The organism is Corynebacterium glaucum (assembly GCF_002287505.1).
Taxonomy (GTDB): domain Bacteria; phylum Actinomycetota; class Actinomycetes; order Mycobacteriales; family Mycobacteriaceae; genus Corynebacterium; species Corynebacterium glaucum.
The window spans coordinates 832,917-855,838 of sequence record NZ_CP019688.1; the positions used below are offsets into that span (position 1 = coordinate 832,917).

19 protein-coding genes and 1 tRNA gene are annotated in these 22,922 nt (G+C 62.8%); 7 read left to right on the forward strand and 13 right to left on the reverse strand.

The genetic code is table 11. The annotated features are described in order from the left end of the window. Window positions 1–106 precede the first annotated feature (106 nt). Together CGLAU_RS12355 and CGLAU_RS04120 are read left to right on the forward strand one after the other, a co-directional pair. Window positions 107–991: a DUF3558 family protein gene (locus CGLAU_RS12355; RefSeq protein WP_232507192.1), complete on the forward strand. Its 885-nt coding sequence runs from the start codon at window positions 107–109 to the stop codon at window positions 989–991. Window positions 992–1,548: 557 nt separating this feature from the next. After that, window positions 1,549–2,994 carry a hypothetical protein gene (locus tag CGLAU_RS04120; RefSeq protein WP_157731259.1) on the forward strand — a complete coding sequence of 482 codons (1,446 nt, stop codon included), beginning with the start codon at window positions 1,549–1,551 and terminating at the stop codon, window positions 2,992–2,994. 22 nt (window positions 2,995–3,016) lie between these two features. Here the strand turns inward: CGLAU_RS04120 and hisC are convergent, their stop codons facing one another. The 4 genes from hisC to CGLAU_RS04140 are packed head-to-tail and all read right to left on the reverse strand — an operon-like array spanning window position 3,017 to window position 7,865. Next, a complete protein-coding gene (gene hisC, locus CGLAU_RS04125) occupies window positions 3,017–4,069 on the reverse strand; it encodes a histidinol-phosphate transaminase (protein WP_095661028.1) in 1,053 nt (350 codons plus the stop codon). Window positions 4,070–4,118: 49 nt separating this feature from the next. Next, window positions 4,119–5,096: a ribose-phosphate diphosphokinase gene (locus tag CGLAU_RS04130; protein WP_095659600.1), complete on the reverse strand. Its 978-nt coding sequence runs from the start codon at window positions 5,094–5,096 to the stop codon at window positions 4,119–4,121. An 18-nt stretch (window positions 5,097–5,114) separates the two neighbouring features. Next, on the reverse strand, window positions 5,115–6,554 hold the full coding sequence (glmU, locus tag CGLAU_RS04135; protein ID WP_095659601.1) for a bifunctional UDP-N-acetylglucosamine diphosphorylase/glucosamine-1-phosphate N-acetyltransferase GlmU: 1,440 nt from the start codon (window positions 6,552–6,554) through the stop codon (window positions 5,115–5,117). Window positions 6,555–6,611: 57 nt separating this feature from the next. After that, window positions 6,612–7,865, reverse strand: a complete 1,254-nt coding sequence (locus CGLAU_RS04140; protein WP_095659602.1) for an MFS transporter — start codon at window positions 7,863–7,865, stop codon at window positions 6,612–6,614. Window positions 7,866–7,907: 42 nt separating this feature from the next. Here CGLAU_RS04140 and CGLAU_RS04145 point away from each other — a divergent pair, with 42 nt between their 5' ends. Beyond that, window positions 7,908–9,428 carry a multicopper oxidase family protein gene (locus CGLAU_RS04145; RefSeq protein WP_232507193.1) on the forward strand — a complete coding sequence of 507 codons (1,521 nt, stop codon included), beginning with the start codon at window positions 7,908–7,910 and terminating at the stop codon, window positions 9,426–9,428. An 87-nt stretch (window positions 9,429–9,515) separates the two neighbouring features. On the opposite strand, the gene CGLAU_RS04150 is transcribed toward CGLAU_RS04145, so the two are convergent. Together CGLAU_RS04150 and CGLAU_RS04155 are read right to left on the reverse strand one after the other, a co-directional pair. Then, window positions 9,516–9,875 (reverse strand): hypothetical protein, encoded by a 360-nt coding sequence (locus CGLAU_RS04150; protein ID WP_095659603.1) that lies wholly within the window; start codon window positions 9,873–9,875, stop codon window positions 9,516–9,518. A 121-nt stretch (window positions 9,876–9,996) separates the two neighbouring features. Then, a complete protein-coding gene (locus tag CGLAU_RS04155; RefSeq protein ID WP_095659604.1) occupies window positions 9,997–10,212 on the reverse strand; it encodes a hypothetical protein in 216 nt (71 codons plus the stop codon). A 306-nt stretch (window positions 10,213–10,518) separates the two neighbouring features. On the opposite strand from CGLAU_RS04155, the gene CGLAU_RS04165 reads away from it, so the two are divergent. Next, entirely contained in the window at window positions 10,519–11,181 is a 663-nt protein-coding gene (locus tag CGLAU_RS04165; protein ID WP_095659605.1) for a TetR/AcrR family transcriptional regulator, read from the forward strand. Then, complete coding sequence (gene mfd / locus CGLAU_RS04170; RefSeq protein ID WP_095659606.1) at window positions 11,178–14,846, forward strand: transcription-repair coupling factor; 3,669 nt, start codon at window positions 11,178–11,180, stop codon at window positions 14,844–14,846. Before CGLAU_RS04165 ends, mfd begins: the two co-directional genes overlap by 4 nt. A 93-nt stretch (window positions 14,847–14,939) precedes the next feature. Here mfd and CGLAU_RS04175 read toward each other — a convergent pair whose 3' ends face one another. Further along, window positions 14,940–16,307, reverse strand: a complete 1,368-nt coding sequence (locus CGLAU_RS04175; protein WP_095659607.1) for an esterase-like activity of phytase family protein — start codon at window positions 16,305–16,307, stop codon at window positions 14,940–14,942. Between the two features lie 217 nt (window positions 16,308–16,524). On the opposite strand from CGLAU_RS04175, the gene CGLAU_RS04180 reads away from it, so the two are divergent. Beyond that, window positions 16,525–16,598, forward strand: a tRNA-Leu gene (locus CGLAU_RS04180). Between the two features lie 15 nt (window positions 16,599–16,613). Here the strand turns inward: CGLAU_RS04180 and CGLAU_RS04185 are convergent. Together CGLAU_RS04185 and CGLAU_RS04190 are read right to left on the reverse strand one after the other, a co-directional pair. Beyond that, a complete protein-coding gene (locus tag CGLAU_RS04185) occupies window positions 16,614–17,102 on the reverse strand; it encodes a roadblock/LC7 domain-containing protein (protein WP_095659608.1) in 489 nt (162 codons plus the stop codon). A gap of 3 nt (window positions 17,103–17,105) precedes the next feature. Continuing rightward, on the reverse strand, window positions 17,106–17,723 hold the full coding sequence (locus CGLAU_RS04190; protein ID WP_095659609.1) for a hypothetical protein: 618 nt from the start codon (window positions 17,721–17,723) through the stop codon (window positions 17,106–17,108). 145 nt (window positions 17,724–17,868) lie between these two features. Between CGLAU_RS04190 and CGLAU_RS04195 the strand changes: the two genes are divergently transcribed. Beyond that, window positions 17,869–18,243: a hypothetical protein gene (locus CGLAU_RS04195; RefSeq protein ID WP_095659610.1), complete on the forward strand. Its 375-nt coding sequence runs from the start codon at window positions 17,869–17,871 to the stop codon at window positions 18,241–18,243. 533 nt (window positions 18,244–18,776) lie between these two features. On the opposite strand, the gene crtI is transcribed toward CGLAU_RS04195, so the two are convergent. Genes crtI through CGLAU_RS04215 form a run of 4 tightly spaced genes read right to left on the reverse strand, consistent with a single transcriptional unit; the run spans window position 18,777 to window position 22,922 of the window. Next, window positions 18,777–20,369, reverse strand: a complete 1,593-nt coding sequence (crtI, locus tag CGLAU_RS04200; RefSeq protein WP_095659611.1) for a phytoene desaturase family protein — start codon at window positions 20,367–20,369, stop codon at window positions 18,777–18,779. After that, on the reverse strand, window positions 20,366–21,274 hold the full coding sequence (locus CGLAU_RS04205) for a phytoene/squalene synthase family protein (protein WP_232507194.1): 909 nt from the start codon (window positions 21,272–21,274) through the stop codon (window positions 20,366–20,368). The genes crtI and CGLAU_RS04205 overlap by 4 nt, the downstream gene beginning before the upstream one ends. Further along, complete coding sequence (locus CGLAU_RS12480; RefSeq protein WP_269768553.1) at window positions 21,256–21,537, reverse strand: glycosyltransferase family 2 protein; 282 nt, start codon at window positions 21,535–21,537, stop codon at window positions 21,256–21,258. Before CGLAU_RS12480 ends, CGLAU_RS04205 begins: the two co-directional genes overlap by 19 nt. Beyond that, window positions 21,534–22,922, reverse strand: coding sequence for a cryptochrome/photolyase family protein (locus tag CGLAU_RS04215; protein WP_095659613.1), 1,389 nt, complete (start codon window positions 22,920–22,922; stop codon window positions 21,534–21,536). The genes CGLAU_RS12480 and CGLAU_RS04215 overlap by 4 nt, the downstream gene beginning before the upstream one ends.

A 22,922-nucleotide genomic window follows, 5' to 3' on the forward strand; every position in this document is an offset into this window, starting at 1 on the left:
AGGCGAAGGAGACGAAATGCTAACACGAAAAATCTACTGGATACTGTGTTGGCCAACCACACCGAGTACGGGCTCGCGTCCTACGTTCTTCTCCGAGAACCCGGACATGCTCTGGCGCGCCTTCGACAACCTCGAGGTCGGCGGCTTGAAGGCTTCCGGCCTGGGCCGCGAAGGCGTGAAGGAGGGCATGCTCGAGTACTCCGAGGCGAAGATGATCGGCGTTCGCGACCCGCACGCCAAGAGCGAGTTTGCTTATCGACGGCTCATAGCAACGCCTTCCCAGCCAGCAACGCAGCTTGGGATAGGGCACTATAGGCGGGACCGCGTCACTTTCTGGGGGACTGAGCTCATGCGCAAAATTGGTACGACTGTCTTGCTGCTCGCGCTGGCGTTAGCTGGCTGCACGGTAAGGGGGGACGGTCAGTTAGCCGAGCCGGCGTTCACTGAGGTTGCCACTGATTCGCCCGATGGAAATTCGCCCAACGAAACCGTGACCCCAGCGGCTGGCTCACCGCGCGCGTTTGTCTTTGAGAGCGGGGTGTTGGAGTTCGGGGACTTCGACCCCTACGCGCTCGGTGATGACCTCTTCGACCCCTGCACCGAGATCACGGAAGCGGAGTACGCGGAGGCGGGGTTTGAAAGGCTGCCGGAGTTCGACTCGATTAACGAGTTAAGTGGGTTGTCGTATTGCGAGATAGCGAGTGATTCCGATTTCGTAGTAAAGAGTTTTTCAAACGGCAGCCTTAACCGAAGGATGTTGGAAGAAGCAGCAGTAGTCCACCACCGATACACTTCGACGCTGCTCCCGGAGATAATCGTCTACGGCCCTAAAGATGGTGTAGAAGGGGATTGCTACACCCAGGTCGATACGCTGCGAGGCGGCGTGGGTGCGGCAGTTGGGGGAATGTCACGTCGGGTCTCCCAGGATGACATTTGCCGCATTGCAATCGACATGACGGAGCAGTTATTCATTGCACATGGTTCAGAGTGAATCGTCCACTTTAGTGCGCACTCCGGATCTAGTTATGGGCACTGATCCGATGTAGCGTTTGATATGACAGATTCAACGGGGATGAAAAAGCCAGCTCTATGGGGGAAATCGTGGGGAACCGAATTCGACTCGACGTGGAGTCTATTGAAAGGGCTGTAGAAGCTCTCAAAGTGGAATCAGCGAAGTTGCTGCGTTCGAAACGCAGCGCCCAAGATTCAAACTTGGACGGGTTTTCAACTGTCTCTGGCTTCAAACAGGCCGGACGCAAACTCGGAACTGTTTCAAACTTCTATTCACCGGAATCATTCGGAGCGCTTTCGGATCATCTCATGGATGCTGCGAAAATTGCTGAAACGAATGTCGCGAATGTGCAGCGCGCGGATGGTTCGTTCGCAGGGACCTTTGATTCCCTCCACGTGCCCAACGTCGACTTTCACGGAATCATGGGCCAATTCCTCGCCAACATGGAATCGGTTAATGCAAAAGCATCCCCTTTTGTACCGCAGGAGCATGTCGTACGACCGCAGCGAAGCCTGCCGCTTCTGCACAACCAGTTCATGGCAACGAACGTTGGTGCTCCGCATGCTGAGTCGGCCTTCTGGAACAGTGTCGCTACTCAAATCACCGACAGCGTGACTTCTCTTTATAGCGTCAAGAACCTTCTGGCGTCTTCAATGGAGACCGAGTGGGTTCGCAACGGCGATGCCCGCATCAACCAGATCCAGCGGGCCGGAGCGCAGTACGCGATGCACGCATCGCAGATGGCTGGACACAACATCGCACTCGCTGCAACGACTTCTGCTGAATCCACCATGGCTGCGGCGTCCTACGCGACGTACATGGCAATCCCAAAGCCGGAGCTGAAGCTCGCTTTTGAACGCGCAGTGATGGCCGCGTTCTCGCCGCGTGCGACGGCATCCCTGACGACAACTGTTCCGCGCTTCGACAAGCTGCTACCTGACCTGTCAACGATCTCGGGAGATCCTTTTTCCATCAACGAGATCACTGAGCCAAATGCACCTTCGTTCGATCGTTCGCCGCTTCCGTCTGTCGTGGCCGAGGCGCTGACGGCAAATGGATACGGTGATCTCGCCCGCGCGCAGACCCCGAGTGAGGTCATCAGCCAGTATGGTCAGCCGAACCCCGACACTTTGGCAGCTATCGCTGCCGGTGAAACCAGGACCCAGGCGGCATCGGTGGCGGCTCCGACAATGCCACCTTCGCTCACTCCCGGTTCTGCACTCGGCAACCTGGCGCAGAACACTGGTTCGCTCAACGGATTGGCGGGCAACGGGGCCGGCGGCATCTTTGGAGGTGGCACCGGTGGTCTTGGCCCTGCGGGTGGCATGATTGCACCGACGGGTGGCGCGGGTGCCGCAGGCGCGTTGGGAAGCGGTGCCGGTGGTCGCGTGGGTTATTCTCCACTGTCGCCTGGCACCACGAACGCAGTGACGACTGCACAGAGCCAGCGTGGTGGCGCGGCCGGTGGCGGCATTAACGGCCGAGGTGAGATTCCCGCCATGCAACCCCTGGCGGGCCAAGCTGGGGGACCGCGTCCTCCGCTGCCAGGCGCAGGCATCGGCGGTGCCGGGCAGGGCGGCGCGATTCCGCGCGGCGGAATGGGCGGCGGCATCGGCGGCGGAGCTGGCTTCGCGCCTACAAGCATGCCGCTCGGAGGCGCGATGGGTGGCGGGTTCGGTGCCGGAGCGGGTGCCGGCGCGGGCGCAGGAGCAACCGGTGGCGGACTCGGTGCCGGCGGACTTGCCCACGGTGCGAATGGCTCAGCTCATGGCAGTCAAGCCCATGCGAACCAGCAATCACGTGCCATGGCGGTCGGTGGCGCACCGATGGCAGGTGCCGCGGGCAACGGCAACAACGACCGCAAATCGTCGAAGGTCAAGGCGGTCACTTCTGCAGTCGAACGTGACGGCAACCTACGCGCGTTGCTCGGCGAGGCTCCGCTTGTCTTGCCGACGGTGATCGGTGACGACGTGCGCCGATAGCGGCAGCCGCTAGCGGCAGCTCCTAGCGGTAGTTACCTGCCACGGTCTCCCAGGCAGCAATGCACGCGTCGGTCTCGTGCGCGTTGGTCACGCTGATCCGGATGCCGTCGTCAAAGGCGCGCACGAGCACTCCGGCCTCGCTGAGGGCGGCTGCGAATTCTTTCGCAGCGACCGGCAGACCGTCCGCGGGGACCCACACAAAGTTGGTCTCCGTCGCCCGGGTGCCGTACTCGGCGAAGAACTCCACCAGGCGAGTCCGCTCGGTGCAGGTTTCGTCGATGCGGTCCGAAAGTTCGTCGTCAAGCGAAAGCGATGCGACAGCACCTGCTTGTGCTGGGGTGCTGACCGAGAATGGGACGGCAACCTTGTTCAGTGCCTCGATGATGGGGGCGGGGCCGAACGCGTAGCCGACGCGCGCCCCGGCGAGCCCGTAGGCCTTCGAGAACGTGCGTAGCCCCACCACGTTTGGGTACTTCGCAATTTCCTCGGTGGCGACGGGGGTGTCGTGTGCGCGGTTGTATTCGAAGTACGCCTCATCAAGCGCAACAAGGACGTCGGCGGGAACGCGTGACATGAATTCGGTGAACTCGGCGCAAGTGATCGTGGTGCCGGTCGGGTTGTTCGGGTTGCACACGAAGATCATGCTGGTGTTCTCGTTGATGGCGTCGGCCATCGCCGCGAGATCCATGCGGTAGTCCTCTGTGAGCGGCACGGGCACCGCAGTAGCGCCAGCGACCTGCACAAAGATGGGGTATGCCTCGAATGAGCGCCACGGGAAGATGACCTCGTCACCCGGCCCGGAGGTTGCGGTGACCAGCTGCTGGCACAGCGCGGATGACCCGGTGCCAACCGCGACCTGTTCGACAGTCACACCGAGGTGCGCGGCCAGCGCCTCGCGCAGTTCCACCGCGCCCATGTCGGGGTAGCGGTTCACCTGTGCGAGTGCATCCACCATTGCCTGGGTTACGCCGGGCAGCGGGGCCTCGGCGGACTCGTTGGAGGACAGCTTCACGGCGCGGTCGTTGCGCGCGCCGGGCACATAGGCAGCCAGGGATTCAAGGTCAGCACGAAACATGCGCCCCATTGTAGGAGGGGCGCATGGTGCTATTCGGGACCGGCTACTGCTACGCCTGGCCCTCGAAAAGGGTGGTCACCGAGCCGTTTTCGAAGATCTCGCGGATCGTCTTGGCCAGCAGCGGTGCGATGGAGAGCACGGTGAGGTTCTTCCAGCCCTCAGTGTTCTGCGGCAGGGTGTCGGTGGTGATGATTTCCTCAGCACCGCAGTCGTTGAGGCGCTCGCGGGCCGGGTCGGAAAACACACCGTGGGTACACGCGATGACCACGGATTTCGCACCGGCTTCCTTGAGCACGCCGACCGCGCCGGCGATGGTGCCGCCGGTATCGATCATGTCGTCCATGAGGATGCAGTCCTTGCCCTCAACCTCGCCAACTACGCGGTTGGACACGACCTTGTTGGCTGCGTCGATGTCGCGGGTCTTGTGCACGAAGGCCATCGGTGCGTCTCCAAGCGCGTTCGCCCACTTCTCTGCGGTCTTCACACGGCCAGCGTCCGGGGAGACCACGCAGAGGTTGTCCATCGAGTAGTTGGACTTGATGTAGTCCACCAGGATTGGCATGGCGTGCATGTGATCCACCGGACCGTCGAAGAAGCCCTGAATCTGATCAGTGTGCAGATCCACCGAGACAATGCGGTCCGCACCCGCGGCGGTGAGCAGGTCCGCGATCAGGCGAGCGGAAATCGGCTCGCGTCCGCGGTGCTTCTTGTCCTGGCGCGCGTAGGGGTAGAACGGCAGGATCGCGGTGATGCGCTTCGCGGAACCGCGCTTCAGCGCGTCGATCATGATGAGCTGCTCCATGATCTGCTTGTTCAGCGGCTTGTCGTGGGACTGCATGACAAAGCAGTCCGAGCCACGCACAGATTCCTCGAAGCGGATGAAAATCTCGCCGTTGGCAAAGTCGCGGGCGGTGGTGGGCACCAACTCGATACCGAGTTCCTTCGCCACAGCCTCGGCCAGCTCGGGATGGGCGCGGCCGGAGAAAACCTTGAGGTCCTTGTGGCTTTCGGTCGAGTAACCAGTCATAGCTTCAGATGCCGTCCTTTATTTCTCTCGTGCTTGTTTCGCGGCCTCGGCCGCATCGGTGCCCGGGCGGTTTTCTTCCACCCATCCTTCGATGTTGCGCTGGCGACCTTCCTTAATGGCAAGCGCGCCAGCCGGCACATCCTGCGTAACAACTGTACCCGCGCCGGTATATGCGCCATCACCCACGGTAACCGGTGCGACGAACATGGTGTCGGAGCCGGTGCGGCAGTAGTCGCCGATGGTGGTGTGGTGCTTCTTCACGCCGTCGTAGTTGGCGAACACGGAGGAAGCGCCGATGTTGGATTCCACGCCCACGGTTGCGTCGCCGATGTAGGTCAGGTGCGGCACCTTGGAACCCTCACCGATCTTGGCGTTCTTCGACTCGACGAAGCCGCCGAGCTTGCCGCGCGCGCCCAGCTCGGTGCCCGGGCGGATGTAGGTGAACGGGCCGACGGAGGCCTCCTCGCCGATCACGCCGAGCTCACCCTGGGTGCGCACGACCTTTGCGCGAGCGCCCACTTCCATATCGGTGAGCGTGGTGTCCGGGCCGATCACGGCACCGTCGCCGATCACGGTCGAGCCCCACAGCTGAGTGTTCGGGTGGATGATCACGTCGCGGCCGATCTCTACGTCCACACCGATCCAGGTGGTTGCCGGATCAATCACAGTTGCGCCGTCGCGCATCGCGCGCTCGACCAAACGGCGGTTGAGTTCCTTGCCAGCCTCGGCAAGCTGCACACGGTCGTTCACGCCAGCCAGCTCGCGCGCGTCAGGGGCGAGGAATGCGGCGACCTTCTTGCCGTCGCCACGCGCAATGCCCAGCACATCGGTGATGTAGAGCTCGCCCTGAGCGTTATCCGAAGTGATGCGGGTCAGCGCGTCGCGCAGCACCGCGCCGTCAAACGCGAAGACACCGGAGTTGACCTCTTTGACCTTGCGCTGCTCATCGTTGGCGTCTTTCTCCTCGACGATTTCGCGCACATCGCCAGTCTGGTCGCGGATAATGCGCCCATAACCGGTCGGGTTCTCAAACTCCAGAGACAGCACAGTCACCGCAGCAGCTTCACGCTCATGCTTATCGACGAGGGCCTCAATGGTCTCAGCCGTCAAGAGCGGAACATCACCGTTTGTCACCACGACAGTGCCATTGAATTCCGGAATGGCGGTAAGGCCAATCTGGACCGCGTGGCCGGTGCCGTTTTGCTCCTCCTGGATGGCCTGGCGGATTTCAACCTGCATCTGCTCGGCGATGTGCTCGACCTCCGGGGAGACCTGATCGCGCTGGTGCCCGACCACGGCCACGAGGTAGGTCGGGTGGACGCCTGCTGCCGCGTGCAGCGAGTGGGACAACAGGCTGCGCCCGCCGATCTCGTGCAGCGTCTTCTGGCGGTCAGATTTCATGCGGGTGCCGGCACCTGCCGCGAGGACGACTACGGCGCGTTCGGAGTGATTGGCCACTCGGGTTCTCCTTTGAAGTGAAGGGACAGTTCACGGGAACGCAGACCAGCTTAACGCCTAGCTGTTTTCAGCGTTTTGCGCGGAGACCTCTTTCAAACTGGATGCGCCGAACACGCCTGCAAAACCCACTACTGCCAGGAAGAGCAAGGTTGCCTGCGGGCCGAAGATGGACACCACGGAGGAGATCCCGCCGACGACAAGCAGCACCACGCCCATCACCGTGTTGGACGCGCCGGTGATCACGGTGCGGCGGTCACCTTCGGCCATGTCGACGAGGTAGGTCTTGCGGCTCACGCGCACCGCGGTGTGAGCCAAATTGACCAGGAAGAACCCGGCGGGGAAGACCCACGCGTTGACGCTGTCCGGCGCCAACCGTGCCGACGCGACCAGCGCGACCAAGACCGCGGAAGCGAAGCCAGCCGACCAGGCCATCGTGCGTTTCGACGACTTGTCCGACCACAACCCCGAGATCCGGCCACCAAGCAGCGATGCGCCGCCGGAGGCGATGATGAAGGCACCCAGCCCGCTGAGGTTGGCGCCCTGCTCGCTCGCGAGCACCACGATGAACGGGGTAGAGAGGGCGGTGACCAGCATGAGCGAACGCACGAGCAAGAAGCGCTGTAGGTCCGCGTCGCTTTTTACCAACTCCCACACCTGCCGCATGTCGGCGCCGTTGGAGCCGGATTTCTCCGGCTCCGGTTCCTCAATTCCGTGGAACACCAGCGAAGCGAAGGCCCAGGTCGACGCACCGAGCGCGAGCAGCGCTGCGAGCCCCCAGGCGGGCAGCTCATCTGGCAGGAACATGAGTATCAAACCGATCGCTAGCGTAAACGCGCCCGCGAGCGCTGTGGCCCGGCCCGTGATCAGCCCGCGGTTGCCCTTGGAGATAGTGCGGCCTTGCACATCCTTGCCAGCAATGGAACACAGCGCCCGGAAGAGCGCCAGGATGGCTAAGAGGATGACGACTGCGATGCCGAGCAGCCAGCCGTCGAAAAGCAAAGCACAAAGCGCAATGATCCCTGCGGCGATGGCTTGGCCCCATGAACCGATGAGCCACACGCGCTTGCGCGATTTGTGCGAGGTGACCCAGGGGGAAAGGAATGCCTGGGGGAGCATCGAGAGCGACTCGCGGGCCGGCACAAGCAGCGAGGTGAAAATGTGGGGCACGCCCGCGGCGGTGAACAGCCGCGGGAGGACGGTTTTGGGCGCGACGATCTGGTCGCCGATGTTTTGCAAACCGTTGGACCAGATGAAGCGTTTCGCGTTGCGTTCTTCGTTGGCGGGGGCGTGATCGCCGGGGGTGTCTGCCATAGTGCGGATAGTAGGGTCGAGTACGTAGAGGCGCAGAAATAAGTGTCGGCTAAGCAGGAGGTTTTGGTGAACGAGCGGTTTGGCAGGCGGACGTTTTTCAAGGGCACGCTGATTGCTGCCGGTGCGCTGCTCGCCGCGTGCACAGACATGGATGGGCCGGCAGGGCCCGGCGGTACGCGCTCTGACCAGGCGGTGCCGAAAGGCGTTGACGCGGAGGCGCGCCCGCTGCCCATCCCGCCGCTCGAGGAGGGAGAGTTGGACGGCACCACCCGCCGCTTCGAACTCACGGCGCAGGAGGGCGAGTTCGAGATCGTCCCGGGCACGACAACCAGAACCTGGGGCTTTAATGGCGCGTGGCTGGGCCCGACGCTGTACATGCGCCGCGGCGAGCGCATCGAGATGACGGTGCATAACGAAGTCTCGGAGCCGACCGTGGTCCACTGGCACGGCCTGCACTTGCCCGCGGCCGCCGACGGGGGACCGGCGCAGATGTTCGATCCCGGCGAGACCTGGGAGCCTGCCTGGGACGTCGACCAGCCGGCGGCGACGTGTTGGTACCACCCGCACCCGCACGAGGTTTCCGCGCTGCACGCCTACAGGGGTCTTGCCGGCGCCATCGTGATCGCGGACGAGGAGGCGGACGCCCTCGAGCTGCCCAACAACTACGGCGTTGACGACATCCCGGTGGTGATCACGGACGCGAAGTTCACCGAGGACGGCCAGCTGGACGAGATCATCGACTCCACCTACGGCCTCCTCGGCGACACGCCGCTGATCAACGGCATCACCAAACCCCGCTTCGAGGCGACCACCCGGCGTGTGCGCCTGCGCGTGCTCAACGGCGCGACGATGCGCTTCCACAACCTCATGTTGGGGAAGCCCGTGCATGTCATCGCCACCGACCAAGGGCTCCTCGAGGCGCCGGTGGAAGTCGACGCGGTGCTGCTCAGCCCCGGCGAGCGCGTCGAAATCATCGTGGACCTCGAGCCGGGGGAGGAGCTCACGCTGCGCTCCGGCGGCGTGGCAAAAGGCAAGACGGCGGACGGCTTCGGGCTCCATGACACGTTCGACCTGCTCGAGATCACCGGCCCACCGGAAGACGCCGCCGAGGCTCCGCAGTTGCCGCGCCGGCTCGTTGCCCATGGCGTCGATAAGCAAACTGCTCCTGAAACCGAGCGGGAGTTTCGCTTGAACGGCTTCCAGATCAACGAGCAATCGATGGACATGCACCGGGTTGATGTGGTGGTGGACCATGAGGGGCCGGAGCTGTGGCGGGTGACCAACGAGAACGACGATTGGCCGCACAACTTCCACATCCATAACGCGCGGTTCAAGGTTGCGGGGGTAGATGGCGGCGAGCTCGCGTTCACCCACGGGTGGCACGACACGATCAACATCCCGCCGCTGGCCACGGTGGAGCTGCTTGTCGAATTCGGCTACTACCCGGATCCCACGCTCGCCTACATGTTCCACTGCCACATGCTTTTCCACGAGGACGAGGGCATGATGGGCCAGTTCGTGGTGGTCGAGCCGGGCCAGTCCCCGCAGCTTGCAGGGCACTAGGGGCTTGTCGCTTAACGACGAAAAAGCAGCGCGGAAACCCAGAAACGCCGGTTCCAGGTTTCCGCGCCGCGGAAGAATTTCGGGCGCTTAGTTCGTCGAGGTGGCAGGTGCGTCCTCGGTGACCTCTTCGGTAGCGGTGTCCGGGTTCTCCTGCTCAGCTGCCGGGCTCTCTGCGGCGGTCGCGGTCGCGTCGGCGGTCGGAGAGATCGGCTGCTCGTCGGAGTCGTCGGAGCAGGAGCGGAAGCCCCAGATCAGCGCAAATGCCAGGATGACCAGGCCGATCCAGATGAGCCAGGACGGGAACTTCTTCTGGCCGGTTGGCATCTGCTCTTCGATCTCGCTCTGGTCCGGATCCGGCGAGGTCTCGGCGCGCTCGTTTGCAGCACGAGCTGCTGAGGTGTCCTTCGCGCGGTTCGGATCGTTCGGGTTCGGGGTTGCGGTGCTCATTTGTGGACGTTCCTCTCATCAGTGTGTCTGGGGAAACGGCGACACAGGTGATTGACAGTTCAAAGACCAAAAATAGTCACGGTCCCAAGTGTGGGCTTGGGGACACCCCTTTAGGGGTGGCTTAGGAACTTTGTGCTTCGTCCACGAGTTGCCCAATCAGCGCACACACTTCACCGCCGATGCGGTTCGCCTCGTCCCACCCTTCAGATGCCGCAGTGTGCTTCAGGCTGGTCAAAATCATGCCGATCCCGGCGGTGAGCGTCTCGGAGTTTCCCAGCGTCTCGGCGGTGGAGGTCATCTCCATCGTGTCAAGGTCGATTGTGATGGTGCGTGCCATCTGAATTCAGCCTTCCGCTTGCAGACGAAAAAAGCTTCCCCACCAGGACTCGAACCTAGAATGACGGTACCAAAAACCGTAGTGTTGCCAATTACACCATGGGGAAAGACAGTAGAAGAGTGTAGACCATCGCTCGGTGAACCCAAAGACGCGGGTAGCGCTGGAAGGACACCCTCCGTTCCGTCACCGTCTTGGACATCGGTTGGAGCATCGGTTTGGGCACCGGTGTGGACATCGGTTTGGGTTCAGACGGCTAGCGGGAAGCTGCCACTCCGTCCAAAGCTACGGTTCCGTAAACTGCATTCCATGGCTCGTCAACGGATGACCGGCACGCAGCGCCGGGATCAACTTATGAACGTGGGTCGCTGCGTGTTCGCCGAGCGCGGGTACGACGGCACTTCAGTCGAGGAGATCGCGAGCCGGGCCGGCGTCTCCAAGCCCGTTGTCTACGAGCACTTCGGCGGCAAAGAGGGGCTCTACCGCGCCGTGATCGAGCGGGAGATGGAACGCCTCCAGGCAGCCATCGTGGGCGCGATCCAGGAGGGCCGCTGGCGCGAGCGCATCGAGCGCGGCGTGCTCGCGCTGCTGACCTACGTTGAAGATGACACCGACGGGTTCATCATCCTCGCGCACGGTCAGGTGCCGGGGGAGGAAGGAACCTACTCCACTATCTTGAACCGGGTCACCGCGCAAGTGTCCTATTTGCTTGCGTTGGCGTTCAACCACCGGGGATTAGATGAGGACGCGGCGACGTTGTACGGTCAGGCTCTGGTTGGCACGGTCTCCAACACCGCCCTGTGGTGGTTGGATGAGCGCACGCCGGACAAACACTCGGTGGCCAGACACATTGCAAACCTGTGCTGGAACGGCCTGCGCGGGCTCGAGGCCCTGCCGCACGTCGCCCCCGATGATCAAGCAGACCCCGCATACCAAGCAGACCCCGCAGAACATTCCGAGAAGGACGAATGACCCCAGGCGATTCCCCGACACCGCAGACCGCTCCTCCGATGCTTGCGGGTGTGTTGACCTCCGCGCTTACCGACCCGAAGCTGCAAGGCGTCGGTGCGCGAGTCGGCGACGAGGCGCTGCACATCACCGCGATCGATCAAGCCCGCCCGTGGGTTGTTGGCGCGATCGCGCGTCAAGCTCCGACCCTGGTGGTCACCGCCACCGCGCACGAAGCTGAAGATCTCGCGGCGGAGCTCAAGGCGATCGTGGGGGAGGATCGCGTCGCCCACTTCCCGTCGTATGAGACCCTGCCGCACGAGCGGCTTTCACCCGCCGCGGACGTGGTGGGCCGCCGCGCCAAGGTGCTGCATGAGCTGCCCCGCGTCATTGTCGCCGCAGCTCGCGCCGTGTGTCAGCCCGCGCTGCCCGCACCTGCGCCGATCACTGTGGCGGTGGACACGGAACGCGATTTCACCGGGCTGGTCCGCGAGATCGAGCAGTTCGCCTACACGCACGTGGACATGGTCGCCAGCCGCGGTGAGTTCGCCACCCGCGGCGGCATCATCGATGTCTTTCCCACCACCGCACTCAACCCCGTGCGCATCGAGTTCTGGGGCGATGAGGTCACCGACATCCGCACCTTCGCGGTGGCCGACCAGCGCACCATCGAGGAAGCCCCTACCGTCGAGCTTTACCCGGCGAGACAGTTGCTTATCGACGACTCCGTCAAAACGCGGGCCGATGAACTCGCCCGCGCCTACCCGTCGAACCCCACGTTGGTGAGCCTGCTTGGCCGGCTGGCCGAGGGCACCCACGCCGATGGGGAAGAGGCGCTCCTGCCAGCGCTCACCGACCAGCCGTGGGCGGTCCTCCCGGAACTATTGCCTTCCGGCGCGGTTGTGCTGGTGACCAACCCGGAGAAGGTGCGTGCGCGCATCGAGGACCTGGCCGCCACCGACCGTGAATTCCTCGAAGCCGGGTGGGAAGCGGCCGCCATGGGCGCCGACGGACCGGTCGCGGTCGAAGGCGTTGATGTCTCGGCATCGTCCTACCGCTCGTTCGAATCCTTGGAGGTTTCCGCCCGCAAGGCCGGAAACGCGTGGTGGACATTCGCACCTCCCGGCATGTTCGTGGCCGACGACGCTGCGACGCTGCCACTTGAGTTCGATGCCGCTCCCGCGCCCAAGGGCGATCAAAAGGCCATAGAGCAGCTCTACGCCACGTTGAAGCTGCACGTGCAGGACAACCACGGCAAAGCCGCGTTTGTGGCCCCAGCCAAGGGCACGATTGAACGAACCGCGGAGCGCCTGCGCGAGCACGGCATCTCGGCGCGCATCGCCACGCCGGGCTTGGAACCCGTCGAAGGCGCGGTGACGCTGTACCAGGCCCTCAACCACGGAGGCCTCGTCTTCTCTGCTCAGAGCTCGACCCCCGGGCTAGTCATGGTGTCCGAAACCGACGTCACCGGCAACCGCGTCGGCGACATTGCGGGTGCCAAGCGCCGCGCGCCGCGCCGCCGCAACCGCGTTGATCCGCTTGCGCTGCAGCCGGGCGATTACGTCGTGCACGAAACCCACGGCATCGGCCGGTTCCTCAAGATGGCCGAGCGCACCATCAAAGCCGGCGACGAGGACTCGCGCCGCGAGTACATCGTGCTCGAATACCAGCCCGCCAAACGCGGCCAACCCGCTGATCAGTTGTGGGTGCCCATGGAGTCGCTTGACCTCCTGTCCAAGTACACCGGCGGCGAGCAACCGCACTTGAGCAAGATGGGTGGCTCCGACTGGAAGACCACCAAGCGCAAGGCCCGCGCCGCGGTCCGCGAGATCGCGGGCGAGCTCATTGAGCTCTACGCAAAGCGCCAAGCCGCGCCGGGCCACGCCTTCGCCCCAGACACGCCGTGGCAGCACGAGATGGAAGACGCGTTCCCGTTCGTCGAAACCGAGGACCAGCTCGCGGCGATCGAAGCGGTGAAAGAGGACATGGAAAAGCCCGTGCCGATGGACCGCGTCATCGTCGGCGATGTCGGCTTCGGCAAGACCGAAGTGGCAGTCCGCGCGGCGTTCAAGGCGGTCCAGGACGGTAAGCAGGTCGCGGTGCTGGTGCCCACGACGCTGCTAGCGCAACAGCACTTCACCACATTCTCCGAGCGGATGGACGGTTTCGGGGTCACCGTGCGTGAGCTGTCTCGCTTCACCTCAACCAAGGAAGCCAAAGAAATCAACGCTGGGCTTGCCGACGGCTCGGTCGACGTAGTCATCGGCACCCACCGCCTCCTGGCAACCGGTGTGCAGTGGAAGAACTTGGGCCTCATCGTGGTCGATGAGGAGCAGCGCTTCGGCGTGGAGCACAAGGAGCACATCAAGGCCTTAAAGTCCCACGTCGATGTGCTCACCATGACTGCGACGCCGATTCCGCGCACCCTCGAAATGAGCCTGACCGGCATCCGCGAGATGACGTCTATCACCACTCCACCCGAGGACCGCCACCCGGTGCTGACGTACGTCGGCCCGCACGAGGACAAACAGGTCGCGGCTGCAATCCGCCGCGAGCTGCTTCGCGACGGCCAGGTGTTCTACATCCACAACAAGGTCGCCGACATCGAGCGGGTGGCAAGCCAAGTGCGAGAACTCGTGCCCGAGGCGCGAGTCGTGGTCGCCCACGGGCAGATGAGCGAACAGGTGCTCGAGCAGACGGTGCAGGGGTTCTGGAACCGTGACTTCGATGTGCTGGTGTGCACCACGATTGTGGAGACCGGCCTCGACATCGCCAACGCGAACACGCTAATCGTCGAGAATGCGCAGAACATGGGCCTGAGCCAGCTGCACCAGCTGCGCGGTCGTGTAGGGCGCTCGCGTGAGCGTGCGTACGCCTACTTCTTGTACCCGAAGGAGTACACACTGACCGAGACGTCCTACGACCGCCTCGCCACCATCGCGCAGAACAACGATCTCGGCGCGGGCATTGCGGTGGCGCAGAAAGACCTGGAGATGCGCGGTGCCGGCAACGTGCTGGGTGCTGAGCAGTCCGGCCACATCGCCGGAGTCGGGTTCGACATGTACGTCCGCCTAGTCGGCGAGGCGGTGGAGACGTTCAAGGCGCTCATGCAGGGCGAAGTCGTCGACGCCACCGACCAGGGGCCGAAGGAAATCCGCGTCGACCTGCCTGTCGACGCGCATATCCCGGAGTCCTACATCAACTCCGAGCGCCTCCGCCTCGAGGTGTACCGCAAACTTGCCGAGGCCCGCAGCGAAGATGCGCTGCGCATCGTCGCGGATGAGATGGTGGACCGCTTCGGACCGCTGCCGACCGAAGTGGAATACCTCATGGCTGTTGCCCGGCTGCGCCACCAGGCCCGTGAGGTGGGTGTTGCCGACATCCTGACTCAGGGCACCCGGCTCAAACTTCACCCCGTTGATCTCCCGGATTCCAAGCAGGTGCGCCTCAAGCGTCTATATCCCGGTGCGAACTACCGCGCTGCGGCAAAGACGCTCCAGGTACCGATGCCACGCGAATCAAAGGCAATCAACAGCCCGAACCTGCGCGACACCGCGCTGTTGCAGTGGGTGTCCGACTTCCTGACCGAGATGTTCGATGCCCCCAAGGTATCTGTATCGGGCTCGAGCGCGGTAGACACCGACAACCTCACCGGCCAGCCGACCGGGGTGCTGTCCTTCCATGAGTAGCCAAGCGTGGGCGCTCAGCCGCCTCGGCTCTGACGAAACCGCGCGATCCCTTTGCAGATGGGATAACGCGCGGGTTGTCGTGAATCGTGCGGGTTACTTCACCGAGAAGATGATGATTTCGGTGTCGTCCGGCTTGCCGGAATAGCGGCCGTCATCGCCTGGGAAGTTGTTATCCAAAGCGGTGAGGTAGCGGCCGTCCTCGAGCTGGATGATGGTCTCTACGCTGCGCAATGCGAAGGAGAACGGGTCGGCAACGCCGTACGCGCCCTTGTCGGACACCATGCCGATCTTGCCTGGGTTCGCGATCCTGAGCAGGTCTGCGTGCTCTTCCTTCTTCAATTCACCGGCCGGGGTGGAATCGCCGAAGTTCTTCACTGCGTAGATCTTCTTCAGCTTTGCTTCCGCGCCGAGGGCATCGTCACGCTCGAGGACGAGCAGGGTGCCGTCCTTGGTCAGGAACGCGTCACCGATCAGCGAGTCGTCGTCTTCGGTGAGGTAGGTCCACGACTTGTCCGTGTACTGCTGCGTCTGCATGTCGAACTGGGAGATGACGCGCGCCTTCTTGTTCTGGGCATCGTCGATGTAGCCCTCGAAGATGGGGTAGAGGTAGCGGCCGTCGCTAGCCATAGCTTCGAAGCCCTTGGAGTTGCGCAGGTTCGCCGTCTCGCTGCCCAGGGTCGGGTTCGACGGGCTCTTCACACTCGGGTGCGCGTACGGTGCCTCGAGCAGGGTGCCGTCCTTGGCGAAGTGGAGGATGTACGGGCCGAACTCTTCACCGATCCAGAACGTGCCGTCCTCCGCAACCCAGAAAGATTCGAGGTCGAAATCGGCGCCCGTGAGCGGGCGGTTCGCATCGTCCTTGTTCACGATGTCCCACTGAATTTCGTTGTTCGGGTCCTTCAGCTGGATGAAGTTGAGTACCTCGATGCCGCCAACCTTCTCCGGGTTCGCGGCGTTGTCTGCGGTCTCCCAGGTTGGCTTCACCGTGTAGATGCGCAGCAGGAAGTCGGAGGAGTTCCCCTTCGCGCCGAAGCCGTTATCAGGCAGGCCGTAAAAGGTGCCGTCGCCGATCTCCTGCACGCCGGAGAAGCCCGGGATAACCTGGCCGTCGTACGGCGGGTTCTGGCCGTTCTTGGGGTCGGTGTCCTTGCCGGAGTTCGGGCCTTCGGCCAGATAGGTGGCGCTCAGCTTGGCGCGCGCCTCAAGCACCGCGTTGGACGCCTTCGGTTCCGGAGCAGACGAAGACGCGGAAGCAGACGGAGTGGCGGAGGCCGTGGCGGTGACGGTGCCGTTGCCACCGGAGTTTGAACCGTTGTTGCTCGAGCCGTCCGGGTTCGAGCTGCCACCGCCGATGAACGCGCCGAAGAGGCCGGTGGCGACGAGCAGGCCGACAATAACGGCAAGTACCTGCTGGAACTGGGGCGAATTGAGGAAGTGTTGCAACTGCGGAGGCAGCTTCATGGTGTTCTCCCGGAGTAGTGGTGTTTGGCAAAACCTCAGGCGCGCCTTATATCGCGCACAGTAATAATAGGTCTGCGGAAACAACCTCGCTGTGCGAGAGAAATCCGTTCAGCAACCGCCACAGAAGTGCTGTAACCAAGGCGGTTCTGAGGGGCCGGAAGCCGTGCCGTATGCTTCTTGTGCGATGCGTCGGACAAGGGTCCGTCGATAAGCACTGGCCCCTATAGCCCAATTGGCAGAGGCAGCGGACTTAAAATCCGCCAAGTGTCGGTTCGAGTCCGACTGGGGGCACTGACGGGGTGGGGGCTACTCCTCGCTGAGCCAATCGCTCATCTCTTTCGCCTGCTGGCGGGCGTGGTACACGACCATGCCGAGCTGGGTCTCGCGGGCGAAGATCGTGAGGACGAGGTGGCCGACCGCCGCATGATCGATCTTGACCAGCGAGACAAACTCGTTGTTCGGTCGGGAAATGGTGACGATGCCGGGCTGGGCATCACCCTGGTCCGGACGCTGCACTCGCCCCTGGGCTTCGGCGACTCCGAGCATAGAAGAACTCAGCGCGCTGATTTCAGAGGCGGCTTGCGAATCCGGGAGACCGAGCGAGCACACGTGCATACCGTCACCGGTGCCAAGGGCTACCGCGTAGAGGCCTGGAACACTCTCGCGCATCCGCGCCATTGCCGGCAGAGCCGCGGCGGCGAGCTCGTTGTTGTCGAAATCGTGACCGCGTACCTGGCGGTGGCGGCCGATCTCTTCCTTCCAGTCATCATTCAGGGTCGGGAAGTCCCGTTGCATGGGCTACAGAAACCTTTCAACTCGTTGCAGTGCCGATTCGACAATGGAAGCAACGTCTCCAGGATCACGCGGGTCCACCATGAGTGCGGGGATATCGCCGAGTTCCATCGAGTTCAGGATCTTGCGAACCGTTGGCAGCGGGTCCGGCTCGTCCTGGGAGACGAAATTCACTCCCACTACCGTACGGTGTAGCGCCCGCTTTTGGTCCAAAATGTCTACCCACAGCTCGAGCTGTTCGCGAAGCATGTGCTCGTAGCCGAAAAGCATCAGGGCAATGCCTGCCTCGGGGTTATGAGCGGGGGTACGAGATGAATGGAAACGGTCCTGACCCGCGGTGCCGAAAAGGGCTACCTGCGAACCGTCCGGGCGCTCCCACATGCCCATATCAATACCGACCGTGGTGGTTTTCTTCTCCTGGGCCACGAAGTCTTCACCGCTGACGGCTAGAACCTCCGAACTTACTGCAGGCACGGAGGAAAGCGTGCGTACTGCGGTGGTCTTGCCGATGCCGACCGGGCCGAGGAAAACTACCTCGAAATCTGAGTGTGAACCGATGATTGCGTCGTCCGGAATGATGAACGGAGCTGCGTTGTCGATGGGTGCTGACAAAGTGAGGGACATTAATTTTCTCCCAGAATTAGCAGATATTTTTCGCGTGTCGTTGAAGAAAATCTCTGGGAAAGCTAGTCTCGTTTTCGCCCGTAAAATCTAAACGTCGACCTTACCCTAAGATTTGGTAAGAACGAGACTAGCCGAAAGGTTTCAAATGACTCAGCAGGACACACTGAACAATTTCCTGAACTCTCTCGCAGAGGATCTCAACGGATTCATCGGTGCATCCATCGTTGACCTCGACACCGGTATGTCCCTTGCTTCCGTGTCCAAGTACCCGGACTTCGACCTCGATGTCGCAGCTGCGTACAACTCTGAGATGGTGAAGGCAAAGTTCAAGACCATGGACGCGCTGTCGATCAACGCGACCCTGGAGGATATGCTGCTCACCCTGACCGGCCAGCTTCACCTGATCAAGTTCCTGGACAAGGACACCTTCATCTACCTGGCAGTCAACTCCGCACAGAGCAACCTCGCCCTCATGCGTAAGGCCGTGATCACCAAGGTCCGCGAATACGACCTCGCATGAATAGCTGACAGCCCTCTCGTCGTTCGACCAACGTCTGCCAACGGCGCTGATACTGGTTTTAAGGTTGCGACCATCGCAGCTTCCGGCACCACTTCTAACGCCAGCGGCAACGGTGGTATCGGTGACAGCACCGCAGCCGACATCATGGCCGGCTACGTGGCCACTGTCTCCCGGTCCGATTCCAATTCGAAGCGTGAGCAGGAAGGCGAAGAGGACAAGGCCCTTGCGGCTTCCGGGGACCGCCCCGATGCTGGCAGTTCCGATGCTGACAGCGAAGACGATCGGAAAGATGAAAAGGTAGTGTCATCCTCTGCGGATGACACCCCGCCTCGAGCGGCCAGTCAAAATGCAAATGCAGACCCTGATAGTCGGGATGTGAGCCCGCTCCGTAGGTTCATGGAACGCACCCTGGGTTGGTCGCCGAACCCCGGCAGATAGCCGACGAAGAGTACGAGGATTGGTACTCCGAGTCGGCTTTTGTCATTTCTGCACGAAGACGCGTTCAGGGGAGGATCGCAAAGGACGCGTGTCGGTTACGCCTTCGAGTTGGGGGACCGACCGGCCAGCGGCGCCTGGAGCGCGCTCGGTGAGCGATCCCCGCGTAGCCGCTTCACCACATTTTCGGCAGAGATCAAGCACATCGGTACGCCCACGCCCGGCAGCGTCGTTGCACCGGCGTAGTACAGCCCGTCAAGCTTTTTCGACGCATTCGATCCGCGGAAGAACGCCGACTGGCGCAAAGTGTGCGCCGGTCCGATCGATCCGCCGCGCCACGCGTGGTAGCGCTCGGCAAAATCCGCGGGTCCGAGCGTTCTTTGCACAACAATGCGCTCACGCAGATCCGGAATCTCGCACCAAGACGCGAGCTGATCCACGGCAGCATCGGCAATCCGCGAAACAGCTTCCGAGCTTGCCTCGCGGTACATGTCGCCGTGCCCCAAATCCTCGTTCGCAGGCACAGGCACCAGCAGAAACAGGTTCTCGCAGCCCTCAGGCGCAGTCGAAGGATCCGTTGCAGACGGCATCGACACGTAGATCGAATGCGACGCACCGAGCGGTCGCGCCGACACCGGACCGTCGAATACTGCATCGAAGTCCGCCTCCCACGCCTCGCTGAACAAAAGGTTGTGGTGCTCGAGCTGCTCGAGCTTGCCCTTAACACCCAGCATCACCAGCACCGTGCCCAGCCCCGGGTCGCGCGGCGCGAAATAAGACTCGTCGTAGGTGCGCAACTTCTTTGGCAGCAGCCGCGTCTCTGTGTGGTGCAGGTCCGCGCACGACACCACGACATCCGCGCGCAGCTCCTCGCCTCCGATCAGTCGAACTCCGGTCGCTTCTCGTCTTTCGTACGTAATCGCAGCAACCTCCGCGCCCAACCGCACCTGGGTGCCGTGCTCGACCGCCAGCGTGTGCAGCGCATCCACCACCGCAGTGAACCCACCCTGCGGATACTGCACACCCTGCACCAAATCCGTGTGGCTCATCAAATGGTACATCGACGGCGTGCGGCGCGGGTGCGAGGACAAAAACACCGCCGGATACGTCAGCATCTGCCGCAGCCTCGTGTCTTTGAACCGCTTGGCCACAAAGCGGTCGAGCGGAACAGTCAAGAATTTCGCCAGGTCACCGTAGCGAGGGAGCATTCGCTTATCGACGAACCCTGCAAGCGAATCGAAGTTCGTATACAAGAACCTCTCAAGCGCCATGTCATACGTCTCGGCGGCTGAATCCAAGTAATCGTGGAGGGCGGCTCCCGCCCCGGGCTCGGTCGACTCGAACAACGCCTCGGCGTTGTTGCGGCCCGAATGCACGTCAATCGGTTCGTGACCTTCCGGGAAGAGACGGTACGCGGGTTGCAGTTCAACCAGGTCGAGCATGTCTTCGGTGAGTTTGCCGAACAGCGCGAAGAAGTGGTCGAAGGCGTCTGGCATGAGGTACCACGAGGGGCCGGTATCAAAGCGGAAACCGTCTACTGCTTCTTCACCCGAGCGTCCACCGAGTGAGTCGAGGCGCTCGACCACGGTGACCTGGTATCCGTCGCGGCCCAACAGTGCCGCCGTGGATAAGCCGGCGACACCAGCGCCGATCACGATCGCATGTCTTGGTATGTGGGTGAAGCTGGTCATGTTCGGTCTCGTTTCTGCAGCGGGGGTTTCTTCACGGGGCGCCTGGAACGGGCGACAGCGCGTGCGGTTATGAAGAGTTTGCGCCGGTTGGGCACGCTGATGCGGGTGTGCGCGAGCTCGCTCGCGGGCGTGGCGGCGACCATGTCGGTCAGCTCGCGAAACAGCGCCTCGGCCGCGGCAACCGCCGGGCGTGCCGAGGTGGGTAGGAGGGGGATCGTGGACTTTGCGTGGTCGAGCTCGCTGCGGATGTCGGCGATGAGGGCGCGCAAGGTGCCGTCGTCAAGCGAATGCCCCTTGAACTGCGGGAAGTAGTTGCGGCCGAGCGTGCCGAAGTCTTCGCCGAAGTCGCGCAGAAAGTTGATCTTTTGGAATGCTGAGCCCAGTGCGCGAGCACCGCACTCCAACTCTTCTCGATCAGCAGCGGTGATTGGGTAGTCAACGAGGAAAGCGCTCAGGCACAACAGGCCGATGACCTCTGCGGAGCCGTAGACGTAGTCAGAGAACTCCGTGTCGGTGTACGTGGTCTGCTTTAGGTCGCGGCGCATTGAGGCGAAGAAAGCCTGCACGAGCTCATCGCGGAAACCGCAGCGCCGTGCGCTCTGGGCGTAGGCGTGGATGACGGGGTCGGTGTGGAAGCGGATCTCGGGCGCGCTGCGGACCTGGGCCTCGTAGGCGTCGAGAAGCGTAGCTGGGTCAGTGCTGGCTTCAGCGGCGGTGCCGTCTACGATCTCGTCGGCAATGCGCACCATAGCGTAGAGGTTGCGGATGTCGCGCTTGAGGCCGGGGCCGAGAAAGCGGGTGGCCAGGGAGAAACTGGTGGAGTAGCGGGCGATGACCTGCGCGGCGGCGTGGTCACACATGTCGTCGTAGCGCGAAAGATACGACGCTACTGGGTTAGGCGCCATGTGGGGCCTGTTGTGCAGTAAACATTGCCACTTAGCATTCCCTTATTTTTGCAATCGTGCAAGTAATCGACGCGGCGAGGCTCTCTAACCACCTGCGCGCCGAAGTCGGTAGCAACAACCTGCGCGCTGTTGTCCGTTGAGCCGTTGTCCACCACGATCACGAACTCAGGCAGGCTGGATTGGGCGGCGAAGCTGTGCAGGCAGCGCTCGAGAAGCGCGGCGTCGTTCAAACAGGGAACAACAACGGCGACAGTAGGAATCACGACTCGGTGGCGGCCTTCATATCGTCGTATGCCGCGAGCGCCCGCTTGCGCGATTCTTTGATTTCCACCATCGGCTCCGGGTACATCGGCGTCAACGCCTCCGGCACCCATTTACTCACGTAGGCGCCGTTCGGATCGAACTTCTCGCGCTGCAGCTCCGGGTTGAACACGCGGAAGTACGGCGCTGCGTCATCACCGGAGCCGGCGACCCACTGCCAGTTGAAAGGGTTGGACGCCACGTCTGCATCTACCAGGGTGTCCCAGAACCATTCCTCGCCGTGGCGCCAATGGATGCCCAAGTTCTTGGTCAGCCACGAGCCCGCCACCATGCGCACCCGGTTGTGCATCGCACCCGTCGCCCACAACTCGCGCATCCCGGCATCCACCAATGGCACACCCGTTTCTCCGCGCTGCCACTGCGCAAGCTCGTCGAGGTGCTCCGTCTCAGGATCCATCGCCTGGTGAGCAAACGCGTGCTCGTCCGAACTCGGCACAGCGCGTTCGGTCCACGCCCAGTCAAAGTGGTCGAATTGGCCCCGCACGTTGCGGGTCTCCATCTTCGGCACGTGGTAATACCGGTGCCAGGCAAACTCGCGCCACACCACCTGCCGCAGGAACGCCCACGCGTGGGGTGCCGCTGCCGTGTACTCGTCGGCAAGCGCGGCAGTTTCGGCCCACACGTACCCGGGCGAGAGTTCGCCGAACCTTAAGTGCGGGCTCAGACCAGACGTCATTCCGCCAGCAAGGTCGTTGTTGTCGTAGCTCCCGCCGTCGCGCAGGCGCTCGAGGAACTCGTGGAACCGTGCCAACGCCGCGTCCTCGCCGGGGGTGTTGTGCGCTGCCAAGGTCTGACTCCACGCCGGTTCCTCGACCGAGTCCGCGTCCGACAGCGCAGCGACATCCACGTCGGCGGACTCGAACTGCGGGGCTTCGAGCGGGTGCGGGGGAGCGTCGATAAGCAATGCCTGAACCGCTTTGTAGAAGGGGGTGAAGACCTTGAATGGGGTGCCTGATCCCGTGACCACTTCCCACGGCTCGGTGAGCAGGAAACCGGGGTGCGAGGTCGCCCCAATGCGCTCTTTCACGGCCGCGTCGACGTCGGTGAGGTGGTAGCGGCGATTCCAGGTCACCTCCGCGCCCAGCGCCTGCGCGATGCGGGGGACTACCTCTCGCGGGTCACCCTTTGCTCGGATCAAGGGGAGCTTTTCGCTTATCGACGCCTCACTGTGGCGCCTCCACCAGCGCGCAGCCGCACCGAGCGGCCGACCTACCGTTTCGTCGACGGTGAGCCCGACCACTGGGCCGCGTTCGGCGGCCCAGTGCAGTGCGGTGTTGTCGGTCAGGCGCAGATCGTCGCGGAACCAGACGATAATTGGGCGGGTCAT

Excerpts from the sequence above, each read along its gene's own strand:
- CGLAU_RS12355 (WP_232507192.1), top strand. The coding sequence starts at position 107 with ATGCTCTGGCGCGCCTTCGACAACCTCGAGGTCGGCGGCTTGAAGGCT.
- CGLAU_RS04120 (WP_157731259.1), top strand. The coding sequence starts at position 1,549 with ATGGCAACGAACGTTGGTGCTCCGCATGCTGAGTCGGCCTTCTGGAAC.
- hisC (WP_095661028.1), bottom strand. The coding sequence starts at position 4,069 with ATGTTTCGTGCTGACCTTGAATCCCTGGCTGCCTATGTGCCCGGCGCG.
- CGLAU_RS04130 (WP_095659600.1), bottom strand. The coding sequence starts at position 5,096 with ATGACTGGTTACTCGACCGAAAGCCACAAGGACCTCAAGGTTTTCTCC.
- CGLAU_RS04140 (WP_095659602.1), bottom strand. The coding sequence starts at position 7,865 with ATGGCAGACACCCCCGGCGATCACGCCCCCGCCAACGAAGAACGCAAC.
- CGLAU_RS04150 (WP_095659603.1), bottom strand. The coding sequence starts at position 9,875 with ATGAGCACCGCAACCCCGAACCCGAACGATCCGAACCGCGCGAAGGAC.
- CGLAU_RS04155 (WP_095659604.1), bottom strand. The coding sequence starts at position 10,212 with ATGGCACGCACCATCACAATCGACCTTGACACGATGGAGATGACCTCC.
- CGLAU_RS04165 (WP_095659605.1), top strand. The coding sequence starts at position 10,519 with ATGGCTCGTCAACGGATGACCGGCACGCAGCGCCGGGATCAACTTATG.
- mfd (WP_095659606.1), top strand. The coding sequence starts at position 11,178 with ATGACCCCAGGCGATTCCCCGACACCGCAGACCGCTCCTCCGATGCTT.
- CGLAU_RS04175 (WP_095659607.1), bottom strand. The coding sequence starts at position 16,307 with ATGAAGCTGCCTCCGCAGTTGCAACACTTCCTCAATTCGCCCCAGTTC.
- CGLAU_RS04185 (WP_095659608.1), bottom strand. The coding sequence starts at position 17,102 with ATGCAACGGGACTTCCCGACCCTGAATGATGACTGGAAGGAAGAGATC.
- CGLAU_RS04190 (WP_095659609.1), bottom strand. The coding sequence starts at position 17,723 with ATGTCCCTCACTTTGTCAGCACCCATCGACAACGCAGCTCCGTTCATC.
- CGLAU_RS04195 (WP_095659610.1), top strand. The coding sequence starts at position 17,869 with ATGACTCAGCAGGACACACTGAACAATTTCCTGAACTCTCTCGCAGAG.
- crtI (WP_095659611.1), bottom strand. The coding sequence starts at position 20,369 with ATGACCAGCTTCACCCACATACCAAGACATGCGATCGTGATCGGCGCT.
- CGLAU_RS04205 (WP_232507194.1), bottom strand. The coding sequence starts at position 21,274 with ATGGCGCCTAACCCAGTAGCGTCGTATCTTTCGCGCTACGACGACATG.
- CGLAU_RS04215 (WP_095659613.1), bottom strand. The coding sequence starts at position 22,922 with ATGACCCGCCCAATTATCGTCTGGTTCCGCGACGATCTGCGCCTGACC.